At 69.4% G+C, this 14,299-nt stretch carries 17 protein-coding genes; 5 read left to right on the top strand and 12 right to left on the bottom strand.

Annotated elements, in window-relative coordinates; genetic code table 11:
- The first annotated feature begins 10 nt into the window (after window positions 1-10).
- The 4 genes from QO015_RS07745 to QO015_RS07760 all read left to right on the top strand — a co-directional run bounded on the left by QO015_RS07745 (window position 11) and on the right by QO015_RS07760 (window position 3,542).
- The gene (locus QO015_RS07745) at window positions 11-1,156 is read left to right on the top strand and encodes a Gfo/Idh/MocA family protein (RefSeq protein ID WP_266280269.1); all 1,146 of its coding nucleotides are present in this window, start codon (window positions 11-13) and stop codon (window positions 1,154-1,156) included.
- Window positions 1,157-1,160: 4 nt separating this feature from the next.
- Window positions 1,161-2,009, top strand: coding sequence for a sugar phosphate isomerase/epimerase family protein (locus QO015_RS07750; protein WP_266280268.1), 849 nt, complete (start codon window positions 1,161-1,163; stop codon window positions 2,007-2,009).
- Window positions 2,010-2,085: 76 nt separating this feature from the next.
- A complete protein-coding gene (locus QO015_RS07755; protein ID WP_266280267.1) occupies window positions 2,086-2,835 on the top strand; it encodes an SDR family oxidoreductase in 750 nt (249 codons plus the stop codon).
- Window positions 2,836-2,903: 68 nt separating this feature from the next.
- Complete coding sequence (locus QO015_RS07760) at window positions 2,904-3,542, top strand: GNAT family N-acetyltransferase (RefSeq protein WP_266280266.1); 639 nt, start codon at window positions 2,904-2,906, stop codon at window positions 3,540-3,542.
- Here QO015_RS07760 and phnN read toward each other — a convergent pair.
- The 9 genes from phnN to phnG form a co-directional block, all read right to left on the bottom strand.
- Window positions 3,520-4,098: a phosphonate metabolism protein/1,5-bisphosphokinase (PRPP-forming) PhnN gene (gene phnN, locus QO015_RS07765; RefSeq protein WP_266280265.1), complete on the bottom strand. Its 579-nt coding sequence runs from the start codon at window positions 4,096-4,098 to the stop codon at window positions 3,520-3,522. The two genes, QO015_RS07760 and phnN, sit on opposite strands and share 23 nt — an antisense overlap.
- Window positions 4,099-4,105: 7 nt before the next feature.
- Entirely contained in the window at window positions 4,106-5,257 is a 1,152-nt protein-coding gene (locus tag QO015_RS07770) for an alpha-D-ribose 1-methylphosphonate 5-triphosphate diphosphatase (RefSeq protein ID WP_266280263.1), read from the bottom strand.
- 74 nt (window positions 5,258-5,331) lie between these two features.
- Window positions 5,332-6,039, bottom strand: a complete 708-nt coding sequence (phnL, locus tag QO015_RS07775; protein ID WP_266280262.1) for a phosphonate C-P lyase system protein PhnL — start codon at window positions 6,037-6,039, stop codon at window positions 5,332-5,334.
- Window positions 6,036-6,812, bottom strand: a complete 777-nt coding sequence (gene phnK / locus QO015_RS07780) for a phosphonate C-P lyase system protein PhnK (RefSeq protein ID WP_266280260.1) — start codon at window positions 6,810-6,812, stop codon at window positions 6,036-6,038. Before phnK ends, phnL begins: the two co-directional genes overlap by 4 nt.
- The gene (locus tag QO015_RS07785) at window positions 6,809-7,291 is read right to left on the bottom strand and encodes a GNAT family N-acetyltransferase (protein WP_266280258.1); all 483 of its coding nucleotides are present in this window, start codon (window positions 7,289-7,291) and stop codon (window positions 6,809-6,811) included. Before QO015_RS07785 ends, phnK begins: the two co-directional genes overlap by 4 nt.
- Window positions 7,288-8,367, bottom strand: coding sequence for an alpha-D-ribose 1-methylphosphonate 5-phosphate C-P-lyase PhnJ (locus tag QO015_RS07790; RefSeq protein WP_266280257.1), 1,080 nt, complete (start codon window positions 8,365-8,367; stop codon window positions 7,288-7,290). The genes QO015_RS07785 and QO015_RS07790 overlap by 4 nt, the downstream gene beginning before the upstream one ends.
- Window positions 8,364-9,458 carry a carbon-phosphorus lyase complex subunit gene (locus tag QO015_RS07795; RefSeq protein WP_266280256.1) on the bottom strand — a complete coding sequence of 365 codons (1,095 nt, stop codon included), beginning with the start codon at window positions 9,456-9,458 and terminating at the stop codon, window positions 8,364-8,366. Before QO015_RS07795 ends, QO015_RS07790 begins: the two co-directional genes overlap by 4 nt.
- Entirely contained in the window at window positions 9,458-10,057 is a 600-nt protein-coding gene (gene phnH / locus QO015_RS07800) for a phosphonate C-P lyase system protein PhnH (protein WP_266280255.1), read from the bottom strand. Before phnH ends, QO015_RS07795 begins: the two co-directional genes overlap by 1 nt.
- A 2-nt stretch (window positions 10,058-10,059) precedes the next feature.
- Window positions 10,060-10,602 carry a phosphonate C-P lyase system protein PhnG gene (gene phnG / locus QO015_RS07805; RefSeq protein WP_370877406.1) on the bottom strand — a complete coding sequence of 181 codons (543 nt, stop codon included), beginning with the start codon at window positions 10,600-10,602 and terminating at the stop codon, window positions 10,060-10,062.
- A 51-nt stretch (window positions 10,603-10,653) separates the two neighbouring features.
- Here phnG and phnF point away from each other — a divergent pair, with 51 nt between their 5' ends.
- Complete coding sequence (gene phnF, locus QO015_RS07810; protein WP_266280254.1) at window positions 10,654-11,469, top strand: phosphonate metabolism transcriptional regulator PhnF; 816 nt, start codon at window positions 10,654-10,656, stop codon at window positions 11,467-11,469.
- A gap of 26 nt (window positions 11,470-11,495) precedes the next feature.
- Here phnF and phnE (QO015_RS07815) read toward each other — a convergent pair whose 3' ends face one another.
- From phnE (QO015_RS07815) to phnD, 3 genes are all read right to left on the bottom strand, one after another.
- Window positions 11,496-12,374 carry a phosphonate ABC transporter, permease protein PhnE gene (gene phnE / locus QO015_RS07815; RefSeq protein ID WP_266280253.1) on the bottom strand — a complete coding sequence of 293 codons (879 nt, stop codon included), beginning with the start codon at window positions 12,372-12,374 and terminating at the stop codon, window positions 11,496-11,498.
- The gene (phnE, locus tag QO015_RS07820; protein WP_266280251.1) at window positions 12,371-13,255 is read right to left on the bottom strand and encodes a phosphonate ABC transporter, permease protein PhnE; all 885 of its coding nucleotides are present in this window, start codon (window positions 13,253-13,255) and stop codon (window positions 12,371-12,373) included. The genes phnE (QO015_RS07815) and phnE (QO015_RS07820) overlap by 4 nt, the downstream gene beginning before the upstream one ends.
- 73 nt (window positions 13,256-13,328) lie before the next feature.
- The gene (gene phnD, locus QO015_RS07825; protein ID WP_266280250.1) at window positions 13,329-14,264 is read right to left on the bottom strand and encodes a phosphonate ABC transporter substrate-binding protein; all 936 of its coding nucleotides are present in this window, start codon (window positions 14,262-14,264) and stop codon (window positions 13,329-13,331) included.
- Window positions 14,265-14,299: the final 35 nt, after the last annotated feature.

A 14,299-nucleotide genomic window follows, 5' to 3' on the forward strand; every position in this document is an offset into this window, starting at 1 on the left:
GGAGGATTTCATGACGAAGACGCTGAATGTGGGCATGGTCGGCTATGGCTTCATGGCCCGCGCCCATTCCAATGCCTGGGTGAAGGCGCCGCACTTCTTCGATACCGGCTACAAGCCGGTGCTGAAGGCGGTCGCTGCCCGCAACACCGGGAAGGCGACCGCCTTCGCGCAGCAATGGGGCTACGAGGCCGTCGAGAGCGACTGGCGGCGGCTCGTCGAGCGGCCCGACATCGACGCCATCGACATCTGCGTGCCGAACGATCTTCACGCCGAGATCGCCATCGCGGCCGCGAAGGCCGGCAAGATGGTGCTCTGCGAGAAGCCGCTGGCGCGCACCGAGGCCGAAGCGCTGCCGATGGTCGAGGCCGTCGAGGCCGCCGGCGTGCCGAACATGGTCTGGTACAATTACCGCCGCGTTCCGGCCGTGACGCTGGTCAAGCGCATGATCGACCAGGGCCTGCTCGGCCACATCTACCACTACCGCGCCAAGTTCCTGCAGGACTGGACGATCTCGCCCGACGTGCCGCAGGGCGGCGCCGCCACCTGGCGCCTCGACGTGGAGGCTGCCGGCTCGGGCGTCACGGGCGACCTGCTCGCCCACTGCCTCGACACCGCCATCTGGCTGAACGGCTCGATCGCCAGCCTCACCGCCATGACCGAGACCTTCGTCAAGGAGCGCAAGGACGCGGTGACCGGCGCCATGCGGCCGGTCGGCATCGACGATGCCTCGGCGGTGCTCACCCGCTTCGCCAACGGTTCGCTCGGCACCTTCGAATCGACCCGCTACGCGCGCGGCCACAAGGCGGCCTATACGCTGGAGATCAACGGCGAGAACGGCTCGCTCGCCTGGGACCTGCACGACCTCAACCGCGTGTCGTGGTTCGATCATCGCACGCCCGGCCAGCTGCGCGGCTGGACCTCGATCCTCGTGACCGACGGCGAGCATCCCTATCTCGGCAAGTGGTGGGTGCCGGGGCTCATCATCGGCTACGAGCATTCCTTCGTGCATCAGGTGGCCGATTTCCTCGACGGCCTCGCGTCCGGCAAGCCCGCCGCGCCGACTTTCCGCGACGCGCTGGAGACGACCCGCGTCTGCGACGCGATCATCGCCTCCGGCAAGAGCGGCGCCTGGGTCGATCTCGGCGCGGCCGGGTGACGCCATGCGCTTCGGCTTCAACCTCCTTCTGTGGACCGCGCATGTCGAGGAGGAGCACCGCCCGATCCTCGATGCGCTGAAGGCCGCCGGCTATGACGGCGCCGAGATCCCGATCTTCGGCGGCGATCCGGCGCATTTCGAGAAGGTGCGCCGCTGGCTGGGCGAGGCCGGCCTCGCGGCGACCGGCGTCGGTGTCATGCCCGGCAACGGCAAGGACGCCATCTCGCCCGATCCGGCCGAGCGCGCCGGTGCGCTCGACCATCTGAAATGGCTGGCCGACTGCACGGCGGCGCTCGGCGCCGATCTCGTCTGCGGCCCGCTGCACCAGACGCTGGGTCGCTTCTCGGGGCGCGGCCCGACCGCCGACGAGCAGAAATGGTGCGTCGAGGTGCATCGCGAGGCGGCCGCCTATGCCGAGAAGGCCGGCGTCGCCTATTCGATCGAGCCGCTCAACCGCTTCGAGTGCTATTTCCTCAACACGGCCGCGGCGGCGAAGGCGCTGGTCGACGCGGTCGGCGCGCCGAACCACGGCTATCTCTACGACACTTTCCACTTCCACATCGAGGAGAAGAGCCAGGTAGCCGCCATCGCCGCGACGGCCGGGACGTTCAATCACGTCCATATCTCGGAGAACGATCGCGGCACGCCCGGTTCCGGCCAGATCGACTTCGCCACCATCATACGGGCGCTGAGGGCGTCCGGCTATGACGGCTGGATGACCGTCGAGGCCTTCGGCTCGGCCCTCCCCGACATCGCCGCCGCCACCCGCGTCTGGCGCCCGCTCTTCGATAAGCCCGAGGACGTCTATCTCGGCGCGATCCGCGTGATGAAGGAGAGCTGGGAGAGGGCGTGAGGGGTCCTGCTCTCGGGAGGCGAGACAAGCCGTCGGCATTGTGCTTCGCTGGTGAAAACAGCAGGAGGAACGCGCCATGGCCGCCACCAACGGAACCGCTCTCGTCACCGGAGCCTCGCGCGGGCTCGGCGCCGCAATCGCCAAGGGCCTCGGCGCCGCGGGCTTTGCCGTTGCCGTGAACTATGCCCATGACGATGCCGGGGCGGGGGAAACGGTCGCCGCCATCGAGGCGGCCGGCGGCAGGGCCAAGGCCTTCCGCTTCGACGTCACCGACAAGGCGAGCGTCCGCCACGGCATGGCCGAGATCGCGCACGAGCTCGGCCCGGTCACGGTCATCGTCAACAACGCCACCGGCCCGCAGCCGACCTTGCCGATCGAGGAGCAGAACTGGGATACCCATCTCGACCAGCTCCGCTTCTTCGTGAAGGCGCCGCTGCTCATCCTCCAGGAGGTCATCGCCGACTGGAAGGCGAACCGCGCCGGCCGAGTCATCAATATCGGCAGCGAGGTGGTCGACATGGGCAATCCCGACTTCGGCCACTATGTCGCCGCCAAGGCGGCGATGGTCGGCCTCACCCGCTCCTGGGCCAACGAGCTCGGCAGCTACGGGATCTGCGTCAACCTCGTCGCGCCGGGCTTCATCCCCGTCGAGCGCCATTCCGACACGACCGCCGAGACGCTGGAGGCCTATCGCCGACTCGTCCCGCTCGGCCGCCAGGGCACGCCCGACGACATCGCGGCGATGGTGGTCTTCCTCGCCTCGCCCGGCGCCGGCTTCATCACGGGCCAGACCTTCGCGGTGAATGGCGGGCGCACCCTCGCCTGAAAGGGTTGACCGCGGCGGCGGGCGGAGGCGAGAAGGGGTCCGTTCCCCTTCCGCCATGGAGCGCTCCGATGCCCGCCTTCGGCCGCGACGATTTCACGATGCGCCAGGCCGATCTCGCCGACCTGCCGGCCTGCTACCGCATCTGCATGCTGACCGGCGATCTCGGCAACGACGCCACGCCGCAGAACGACGATCCCGACATTCTCGGCCATCTCTATATCGGCAACTACATCGTGCTGGAGCCCGAGTTCGCTTTCGTGATCGACGGGCCGAACGGCGTCGCGGGCTATGTCTGCGGCGCGCGCGACAGCCGACGGTTCTATGAGCGGATGGAAAAGGAGTGGCTGCCGCAGCTGCGCGCGCGCATTCCCGATCCCGGCCCCGACGCGAGCACATGGCGGATGAGCGATTCGAAGCGCCGGCTCGTTCACGACTATCGCAACTATTATCCGCCGGCGCTTGAGGCCGACTATCCCTCGCATGGCCATATCGACCTGCTGCCGGAGGCGCAGGGGCATGGCTGGGGGCGGCGGCTCCTGGAAACGCTGATGGAGAAGCTCGCCGCGGACGGATCGCCCGGCCTTCATCTCGGCGTGGCGCGCGACAATCTTCCGGCGCTCGCCTTCTATCGCAAGCTCGGCATGGTCCAGCTCGAGACGCCGGACATGGACCCGCGCGGCGTGATCATGGCGAAGCGGCTGCGCTGAGCGCCGCCTCCCTCGCCACGCCTTCGAGATGGGCAACGAGCGCGGCGCCGGTCTCTGCGACCGGCCGGTCGTTGACGATCACGCAGTCGGCCATCAGGCGGCCGGCAAAGGCGCTCTCGCGCTCGAGCCGCTCGGCGATCGACTGCGGCGTCTCGCGTCCGCGCGCGGCGAGCCGCGCCGCGAGAACCGCCGGCGGCGCCGTGATCTCGACGACGCTCATCCGCGCGAAGCGGGCGCGCGCCTCCGGCAGGGCGCCGCGCGAGAGATTGCAGACGACGACACGCCCGGCCCGGATCGCGCTAGAGACGTCGCCGCCGAGCGCATAGCCGAGCCCGTGCGCCCGCCAGCAGAGCGCATAGGCGCCCGCGGCCGCGGCGGCATCGAAGGCGGCGGCGTCGATGGTGTCGTGATCCTCGAAGGCGTTGGCGGCCCGCGTGACGAGGCGGCGCGCGAAATGGAACTCCGCGCGCGCCGCGAGCGCCGCCTTCGCATGCGCGATCAGCGTATCCTTGCCGGCGCCGCTCGGGCCGACGATGGCGACGAGGGCACCGGTCATGGTCGCCTCACGACACCCGCGTGCCTTCGCGCCAGACCTGGCGCACGATCGGCGTCGTCTCGACCAGATGCACGCGTACGAGGTCCGCGCGCTTGCCGGGCTCCAGCGCCCCGCGATCATGGAGCCCCGTCGCCTCGGCCGGCGCCCTGGTGACGGCCCGGATGGCGGTGGCGAGGTCGATATTCGCCGCCCGGCGCGGCAGCTCGAAGGCCGACATCAGCAGGCTCGCCGGAACATAGTCCGAGGAGAGGATGTCGAGCAGCCCGGCGCGGGCGAGTTCCTCGGCGGCGACATTGCCGGAATGCGAGCCGCCGCGGACGATGTTCGGCCCGCCCATCATCACGACGATGCCGGCGTCGTGCAGCGCCTCGGCGGCCTCGACCGTCGTCGGGAATTCGGCGACGGCGACGCCCTCGCGCGCAGCCTCGGCGGCGTGCTCGGCGGTGGCGTCGTCATGGCTCGCCAGAACGGCACCGGCCCGCTCGGCGATCTCGATCAGCTTCGCCCGGTTCTCCTTGGCATAAAGCGCGTGCAGCTCCAGCCGCTGGCCGACCAACTGGTCGACATGCGCCTCCGACACGTCCTTGCGGCGGATATAGAAGCGGCGCCAGGTCTCGAGGTCGCGGAACTGGCGCTGGCCGGGCGTGTGGTCCATCAGCGACATGAGATGCACCGGATGGCGGGCCATCAGCGTCTCGAGATGCTCGATGACGTCCGGCGTCGCGATCTCGCAGCGGATATGCGTGCGATGATCGGCCCGCAGATGCCCCGTCCGCCGCGCCTGGTCGACCGCGTCGGCCAGCGTCTGCAGGTCGGCGCCGATCGACTTGATGTCGATGTCGGAACCGGCCCTCAGCGAATCGAACACCGTGGTGATGCCGGCGGCGGCGATCTGCGCGTCATAAGCCATCACCGAGGCGAGCGCATGCCAGCGCACATGCGGGCGCGGCGAAAAATGGCTCTCGAGATGATCGGTGTGGAGTTCCACGAGGCCGGGGATGAGGTGGTCGCCGGCAAGGTCCATGCCCCGCTCGGGTGCCTTGCCCTCGCCGATCTCGGCGATCCGCCCATCGTCTACCGCCAGCCAGCCTTCCTCCACGACACGGTCGGGGAGCACCAGCCGGGCATTCTCGATCACATAGCTCTTCGGGTCGGTCATCGCGGCGCTCTTGGGTCCGATGCTGGCAGCCGCGCCGGGGGGAATCGTGGCGCGACGGGTCTCACTCAATGTGTTCAAGCCGCCTTTTCGGTGGCGAAGGCGGCCATGTCGACGACGCGGTCGGCGACCTTGTCGCGCACATCCTCGTCATGGAAGATGCCGACGATCGCGACGCCCGCCTTCTTCTTTTCCTCGATCAGGCGGACGACGACGGCCCGATTCGCGGCGTCGAGCGAGGCCGTCGGCTCGTCGAGCAGCAATAGCGGCCGATCGGGCGCAAGGCCACGGGCAATGTTCACGCGCTGCTGCTCGCCACCGGAAAAGGTGCCGGGCGGCAGGCTCCACAGCCGCTCGGGAACGTTGAGCAGCGTCAGCAGCCGCTCGGCGCGGCACCAGGCCTCCTGCCGGCCGAGGCCGCCCTCCGCCGCCGAAGCGGCGACGATGTCGAGCGCCGAGACGCGCGGGATGACGCGCAGGAACTGGCTGACATAGCCCATGACATGGGCGCGCAGCGCGAGGATGCGGCGCGGCTCCGCCGTCGCGACGTCGACCATGCCCTCGCCGTCACGCACCAGGATCGAGCCGGTGTCGCAGCGGTAGTTTCCGTAGATCATCTTGAGGATCGACGACTTGCCGGCCCCGGACGGGCCGCCGAGCACGACGCATTCGCCCGGCCGCGCCGCGAAGGAGACGTTGTCGACGACGCGGATGCGCAGCCCGTCGCGCAAATGCAGTGTGAAGGACTTGGCGACCCCGGAGAGGCGGACGAGAGGTTCGGTCATGCTGCGAGCACCGATGAAACGAGAAGCTGGGTATAGGCTTCGCTGGGATCGTCGAGCACCTGGTCGGTGAGCCCCGTCTCGATGACGCGGCCATGGCGCATGACCATGATCCGGTGCGAGAGCAGCCGCGCGACGGCGAGGTCATGCGTGACGATGACGACCGCGAGGCCGAGTTCGGCGACGAGCCCGCGTAGCAGATCGAGCAGCCGCGCCTGCACCGAGACGTCGAGGCCCGAGGTCGGCTCGTCCATGAAGACGAGACGGGGATGCGTGACAAGGTTGCGCGCGATCTGCAGGCGCTGGCGCATGCCGCCGGAGAAATCGCGCGGCAGGTCGTCGATGCGGTCGCCGTCGATCTCGACGCGGCCGAGCCAGTCGAGCGCGGTGCCGCGGATGCGGCCGTAATGCCGCTCGCCGACCGCCATCAGCCGTTCGCCGACATTGCCGCCGGCCGAGACGCTCATGCGGAGCCCCTCGCGGGCGTCCTGACGCACGAAGCCCCAGTCGGTCCGTAGCAGGAAGCGCCGCTCGGCCTCGGTGAGCGCGAAGAGATCGCGAACGGCGCCGTCGCGCATGCGGTAGTGGACGCTGCCGGCGGTGGGCGGCGTCTCGGTCGCCAGCAGCTTCAGCAGCGTCGACTTACCGGAACCGGATTCGCCGACGACGGCCAGCACCTCGCCTTCGTAGAGATCGAAGGACACGGCCTCGCAGCCGATGCGCGGGCCGTAATGCTTGGACAGACCACGGGCTGTGAGCAGCGGGGCGTCGTTCATGCCGCGTCCTCCTCGTCCTCGCCCGGATCCGGCAGCGGATCGAGGCGGAAGCTGTAGCCATATTTCTCGAAGCCGAGGCTCTCGTAGAAGCGATGCGCCTTTTCGGAGCGGATGTTCGAGGAGAGCGCCACCTTGTAGGCCCCCTTCGCCGCCGCGATCGCGAAGGCACGCCGCATCATCCAGCGGCCGATGCCGCCGCCCTGCTCGCCTTCCGCGACGACGACATTCTCCACCAGCGCCGTCGGTGTGCCCCAGTGGGCGATGTTGTCGATGACCATCAGCGCGAAGGTCCCGACGATGCGCCCGTCGCGCTCGGCGAGATGGATCGCGTAATCCGGATAGGCCGCGAAACGCGCGAAAATCGCCCGCGCCTCATCGAGCGGGATCACGCGGCCATTGTTGAAGCTCGGCTGGCCGTAGAGATCCAGCAGCGCCGGCAGGTCGGCCTCTTCCGCCTTTCTGAGCGACAACCCGGTCATGGGCGTTGCCCCGCGGGATCGGCCGCCATGCTTCCGCGATGGCCTGCCTCGCGGCGCGAGGTGCAGAAATCGCTGTCCGAGCACACGAACATGCGCCCGCCGCGATCGTCGAGCACGACCTCGTCGAGATAGACGTTTGCCGCGCCGCAGAGCGCGCAGGGCTTGTCGAAGCGCTGCACCTCGAAGGGATGATCCTCGAAATCGAGGCTCACCACATCGGTATGCGGAGGCACGGCATAGATCCGCTTCTCGCGACCGGCGCCGAAGAGCTGCAGGGCTGGCGAGCGATTCATCTTCGGATTGTCGAATTTCGGCGTCGGCGAGGGGTTCATCACATAGCGCCCCGCCACCTCGACCGGATAGTCATAGGTCGTGGCGATATGGCCGTGCCGCGCGATGTCCTCGTAGAGCTTCACATGCATCAGCCCGTAATCGGCGAGCGCATGCAGCCGCCGCGTCTCCGTCTCGCGCGGTTCGAGGAAGCGGAGCGGCTCGGGGATCGGCACCTGGAAGACGATCACCTGCCCTTCGGCGAGCGGCGTCTCCGGAATGCGGTGACGGGTCTGGATGATCGAGGCCTCGGCGGTTTTCGTCGTCGTCGCGACGCCGGCCGTCTTGGCGAAGAACTTGCGGATCGAGACGGCGTTGGTGGTGTCATCCGAGCCCTGGTCGATGACCTTCAGCACGTCCTCCGGTCCGATCACCGCCGCCGTCACCTGCACGCCGCCCGTGCCCCAGCCGTAGGGCATCGGCATTTCGCGGCTCGCAAACGGCACCTGATAGCCGGGAATGGCGATCGCCTTCAGGATCGCGCGGCGGATCATCCGCTTCGTCTGCTCGTCGAGATAGGCGAAGTTGTAGCCGGTGGCGGTGGCGGCGTTGGAGAGAGCCCCCTCCCTGCCCTCCCCCCTTCGGGGAGAGGGTTCTCCGGCCGTACCGGTTGTCACCGCCTGCCCCTCAGAGCGAACAACGACATCCATGCCGGCCGCAGCGGCGGCCTCTCCTCCCTTGTGGGAGAGAGCTGGAGAGGGGGGTGCCGCCACAGCCGCGTCGATGGAAACGGGATTGGCGCTCATTCCGCCGCCTCCTTCATCTCTGCCCGCGCGGCCGCATGCTCGGCGCGCATCATCCTGACGAGGCCGAGTTCGGCCTGGAAATCCACGTAGTGCGGCAGCTTCAGATGCTCGACGAAGCCGGTCGCCTGAACGTTGTCGCAGTGCGAGAGCACGAATTCCTCGTCCTGCGCCGGGGCGACGACGTCCTCGCCGAATTCCCGCGTCCGGAGCGCGCGGTCGACCAGCGACATCGACATCGCCTTGCGCTCGCTCTGCCCGAAGACGAGACCATAGCCGCGCGTGAACTGCGGCGGACGCTCGGCCGAGCCGTGGAACTGGTTGACCATCTGGCATTCGGTGAGCGCGACCGGGCCGAGCGGAACGGCAAAGCCGAGTTCCTCGGGGACGAATTCCGCCGTCACCTCGCCGAAGCGGATCTCGCCGACAAAGGGATGCGTGCGGCCGAAGCCGCGCTGCGTCGAATAGCCGAGCGCGAGCAGGAAGCCCTCGTCGCCGCGCGCCAGCGCCTGGAGCCTGAGATCGCGGTCGGCCGGGAAATCGAGCGGCTCGCGCGTCAGGTCGCCGACCGCGCCGTCCGTCTCGCCCGCCTCGCGCTCGATGAGATCCTCGCCGCCGAGAAGATCGGTGACGCGCGGCACGGCGGCGGTCTCAGCGGCCGCCTCGGCCGGCGCCGGCGGGGTGACGCCGGCGGCGAGCATGAAATCGATCAGGCGGTGCGTGTAGTCGAAGGTCGGGCCGAGCACCTGCCCGCCGGGCAGATCCTTGAAGGTCGCCGAGATGCGACGCTCGATCGCCATCGCCGCCGTGTCGAGCGGCTTGGAGGCGCCGAAGCGCGGCAGCGTGGTGCGGAAGGCGCGGACGAGGAAGATCGCCTCGATCAGATCGCCGCGCGCCTGCTTGATGGCAAGCGCCGCCAGCGCCGGATCGTGGAGCGAGCCCTCGGCCATCACGCGGTCGACGGCGAGCGAGAGCTGGTGCTCGATCTGCGCCGGGTCGATCTCGGCGATCTCGGCGGGCCCGCGCCGCTCATGCGCGAGCAGCGCATGGGCATTGTCGATGGCGGCCTCGCCGCCCTTCACCGCGACATACATCAGCCGGCCTCCACGATGCGTGTTGTGCGGGGCAGCGCCGCCACCGCCTCGGGCGCGACCAGGACGAGATCGACGCCGCGCGGGAACAGCGCGCGGTTCTCCGCGAGCTCGGCCGTGAGGCGGGCGGGCCATGGCGCGACGCCGAGCCGCCGCTCGCCGTCGATGCCCGGCCCTGCGAGGCGGAGTGCGCCGCTCGCGGAGAGCGCCGAGACGCATGCGACGATCGTCGTCGAGCGGTCGGGATAGGCGTCGTCGCCGACGGAGAAGCTGCCGAGCGGCGGCAGCGCATCGAGGTCGGAGACGAGCGCGAAGGCGGCTTCCTTCGGATCGGCCGTGAGCCGCGCCCCGGTGTGGAAGGTGAGATAGGCGGCGACCGATCGATCGGCGGCGAGCGGCGGATCGAGCCAGACCGCCGTCTCGTGGTCGGTGAGCGCCAGCGCGGCGGCGGCGAGGCCGGCGGCAAGCCCGGCAGGCGGAACGAGGCGTGCCCCGAGGCGCTGCACCCGGCCCGGCCGTGCGAAGGCGTCCATCAGCGTTCGGAATGTCGACTGGGCATCGAGCACGGGATCGGCGAAGCCGGTGCTGTCGGCTGCGAGCATCGTCAGTCCTCCCCGCGGACCATGGTGAAGAAGTCGACGCGCGTCGCGGCGACGCGGCGCGCCTTCGTCTCGGCCTCGGCTGCGATGCGCGCCCGGACGGGCTCCAGCGCCGCCTCGACCGCGTCGCGCTCCACGCCCTGCCAGAGCCCGTCGAGAATGGCGGCGAGCCGCGCCTTCGCCGCGTCGCGGCCGAGCTGATAGGCAAAGCCGGTGCGGCCGTCCTCGAGGCGGATCGCCGCCCGCGTGACCGTCGCCTCGCCGAGATTGAACGGCCTTCCGTCGCCGCCGGCCCGGCCGCGCAGCATCACGAGCCCGCTCTCCGGCACGCGGATATCGCTCGCCGCCGGCACGGGGCCGAGCGCGGCCAGCGCCGCTTCGAGTTCCTCGCGGTGCGCCACGGCCGTCGCGGCCATCAGCGCCTGCCGCGCGGCGATCCCGCCGGCCGCCGATCCGGACTGGACTTCCGCATGAGGCGGCGACCCGCCCCCGCCCTGTCCCTGCCCGCCCGTCGCTCCGACGGACCGGATGCCGCCCTGCTCGGTCATGATCTCACTCGCCGCTTCCGCTTCGATTTGTCTAATGGTATAGACAACTCCATGAGCCAGTCCAGTGACGATTTCATGACGGAAGCCGCCAGCGAGGCCGACCATCGCGCCGGCGAGACCGACACCTCGCCCTCCGTCGCGCCCGCCGGTCTTTCCCGCGGCGGCGGCATCGCCGCCTGGCGGCAGATCGCCGACGAACTCGCCGCCGAGATCGGCGCCGGCCGCCTTGCCTCGGGCACGCAACTGCCGACCGAGAGCCAGCTGGCGCTGCGCTTCGGGGTCAACCGCCACACGGTGCGGCGCGGCCTCGCCGAGCTCGCGCAGCGCGGGCTGGTGCGGGCGACGCAGGGACGCGGCACATTCGTCGAGGCGCAGCCGATCCGCTATCCGATCGGCCCGCGCACCCGCTTCTCCGAGATCGTCTCGCAAGCCGGCCGCGAGGCCGGGGGCAGGCTGCTCGCCGCCGCGACCCTCGCCGCCGATGCCCGCATCGCCTCGAGCCTCGGCCTTGCCGAGGGCGCGCCCGTCATCCGCCTCGATACGCTGCGCTTTGCCGACGGCACGCCGATCTCGTTCGGCAGCGGCTATTTCCCGCTGCCCCGATTCGCGCATCTCGCCGATGCCTACCGCGCCGAGGGCGCCATCACGCCGGCGCTCGCCGCCTGCGGCGTCGCCGATTACCGCCGCCTCGAGACACGCATTTCCGCCCGCCCCGCCGCCGCCGAGGAAGCCGCGCTGCTCGATCTCGCGCCCGGCCGGCTGCTGCTCGTGGTCGACAGCGTCAATGTCGACGAGAGCGGCCGGCGCATCCAGTACACGCACGCGCAGTTCTCCGCCGACCGGACGGAGCTCGTCGTCGAAAGCTGACGGCCGGAGAGCTGGCGGCCCGACCGTCAGCTGATCTTCTGCTTGCCGATGATCGCCATGCGCAGGCGCGTCGAGATGAAGTCGATGATCGCGACCGTGACGAGGATCATCAGGATCAGGAAGGCGACCTGCTTCAGTTCGAGCACGCGGATGAGCTCGGTCAGGTAGATGCCGACGCCGCCGGCCCCGACGATGCCGATGATGGTCGCCGAGCGGGTGTTGGATTCGAAATAGTAGAGCACCTGGCTGGCGATGACCGGCAGCACCCCCGGCACGAGGCCGAAGCGCACCTGATGCAGCTTCGAGCCGCCTGCGGCCGAGACGCCCTCCGAGGCCTTGCCGTCGGTCGCCTCGATCGCCTCGGAGAACAGCTTGCCGAACGAGCCGAAATCGGAGCAGGCGATGGCGAGCACGCCCGCGAAGGGTCCGAGGCCGACGACGTTGATCCACATCAGCGCCCAGATGAGCGTGTCCACAGAGCGGATGACGTCGAAGGTTCGCCGCGTGCCGAAATGCACGAAGATGTTCGGGATGACGTTGCGGGCGGCGAGGAAGGCGACCGGGAAGGCCAGGATCGCGGCGGTCAGCGTGCCGAGAAAGGCGATGCCGAGCGTCTCGCCGAGCGCGATGGTGAAGGCCCAGGCGCGGCCTTCGGGGTCGGGCGGGATCATCAGCACGGCGAAGCGGCCGAGCCGCGACAGGCCGTTCAGGATGCGGACCAGCGAGAAGTCGAGCATGACCATCGCGACGATCGCCACCGCCAGCATGGCGAGCGGGATCAGGATGGCGAGGGCGCGGTTCTTCGGCGAGGCGCGGAAGCCCCCCGGATGGCGCTGCTTCAGCCCGTCGAGATCGGCCCTGGCGGCGTCGCCGAGGCCGCGCGGATTGGCGGTGGCGTCGGTCATCGCGCGCCCTCGAAGCCGATCAGGCGGTGGCGGAGCCGCTCGGTGAGCATGTCGATGATGATCACCGTGGCGATGATCATCAGCAGGATGGCGCTGACGTCGGAATAATAGAAGTTGCGGATCGCGACCAGGAACTCCTGGCCGATGCCGCCGGCGCCCACGAAGCCCATGACGCCGGCGCCGCGGACATTGATCTCGAAGCGCAGCAGCGCGTATGAGGCGAAGCCGGGCGCCACCTGCGGCAGCACCGCGTAGCGCACGGTCTGGATCCACGAGGCGCCGGTGGCGCGCATGCCCTCGACCGGCTTCATGTCGATGTTCTCGACCACTTCGGCGAACAGCTTGCCGAGCGCGCCCGTGGTGTGGATCGCCAGCGCGAACACGCCCGCCATCGGGCCGAGGCCGAAGGCGATGACGAAGATCAGCGCGAAGACGATGTCGGGGACGGTGCGGCAGAACTCGAGCAGCCGGCGCGTCACGATGCGCGAGCCGCGGCCGAGCGCGATATTGGCGGAGGCGAAGAAGCAGAGCGCGACGGCGCCGAGCGCGCCCATCAGCGTGCCGAGATAGGCGATGAGGATGGTCTGGCCGAGCAGCGCCAGCCAGCCGGGGAAGTTCCAGTACCAGGCCCTCAGGTCGGCGACCGGATTGCCGGAGGAAAAGTCCGGAATGGTGCGGGAGATGAAGCTGCCGAAATTGCCGATATTGGCGAAGAGCGTCAGCGGCCGGACATGGGCGAGATAGCCGCTCACCAGCGCGAGGACGACGATCGCGACCAGGACGGCGAGACCGCGCAGCCGCCGCGCGGCGACGGCCGAGGCATAGGCCTCGGCGAGGGCGCGGGCCTGCGGCTCGGGAAGGACGGGAACGGCTGTCGCCAAGGGCGTCGCTCTCAACGGAAAAAGAGGAAGGGGCGGCCCGCTGCCGGACCGCCCCAGGAAGCGAAGCTCCGGATCAGGAGCCCTTCTTGCGCTGCTCGTCGTTGAACTTCACCATCTCGACAACCGGCTGGTAGTCGGCGGCCGAGATCGCGGCGAACTCGATGTCCTTGCCGTCCGAGAGACCGTCGAACGCGGCCTTGTCCTTCTCCGGCATCTCGAGGAAGGCGGTCTTGATCTTTTCCTTGAGGTCGGCCGGCAGCGAGGCGAGCACCGAATACGGGCCCTCCGGCAGGAAGTCCGACTTGAAGACGATGCGGAAGTCTTCCTTCTTCATCGGATTGCCGTCGGCGTCCTTGAGCACGCCCTTGGTGATCATGCGCGTCAGGTTGGAATCGTCTTCCGAATTCCAGGAATTGGCGGCGGCGTCGACGGTACCCTGCGCCAGTGCCAGCACGGCGTTGTCATGGCTGCCCGCGAAGACCGCCTCGCCGAAGAACGTGTCGACGTCCTTGCCGTCGCGATGCAGGAAGAAGCGCGGCGCGTTGTTGCCCGAGGTCGAATTCGGGTCGACGAGGGCGAGCTTCTTGCCCTTGAGGTCGTCGATCGACTTGTAGGGGCCGTTGGCCAGCGTGTAGATGACCGAATAATAGCCCGTCAGGCCGTTGGAATGACGCGAGACAGCGACCGGCTCGGTCTCGACGCCGGTGAGCACGGCGCGGGCATAGGACGCGGGGCCGTAGAAGGCGATCTGCGCGTTGCCGGCGCGCTGCGCCTCGATGACGGCGGCGTAGTCGGTCGCGACGGCGAGCTTCACCGGAACGCCCAGCTCCTTCGACAGATAGGCCGTCAGCGGCTGGTAGCGGTCGGTCGTCGTCGAGGCGTTCTCGGCCGGGATGACGGCGAGCGTCAGCTCGGGATACTGCGCCTTCCAGTCGTCGGCAGCGTGCGCGACGCCGGCGAGCGCGAGGCTCGCAAGGGCGGCGCCGAAAAGGGTGCGGCGGTTCAGCATGGGACGTCTCCGTGAGGCTGTTGGCGCGAAAGGGC

The organism is Kaistia geumhonensis (assembly GCF_030815145.1).
Taxonomy (GTDB): Bacteria; Pseudomonadota; Alphaproteobacteria; order Rhizobiales; family Kaistiaceae; genus Kaistia; species Kaistia geumhonensis.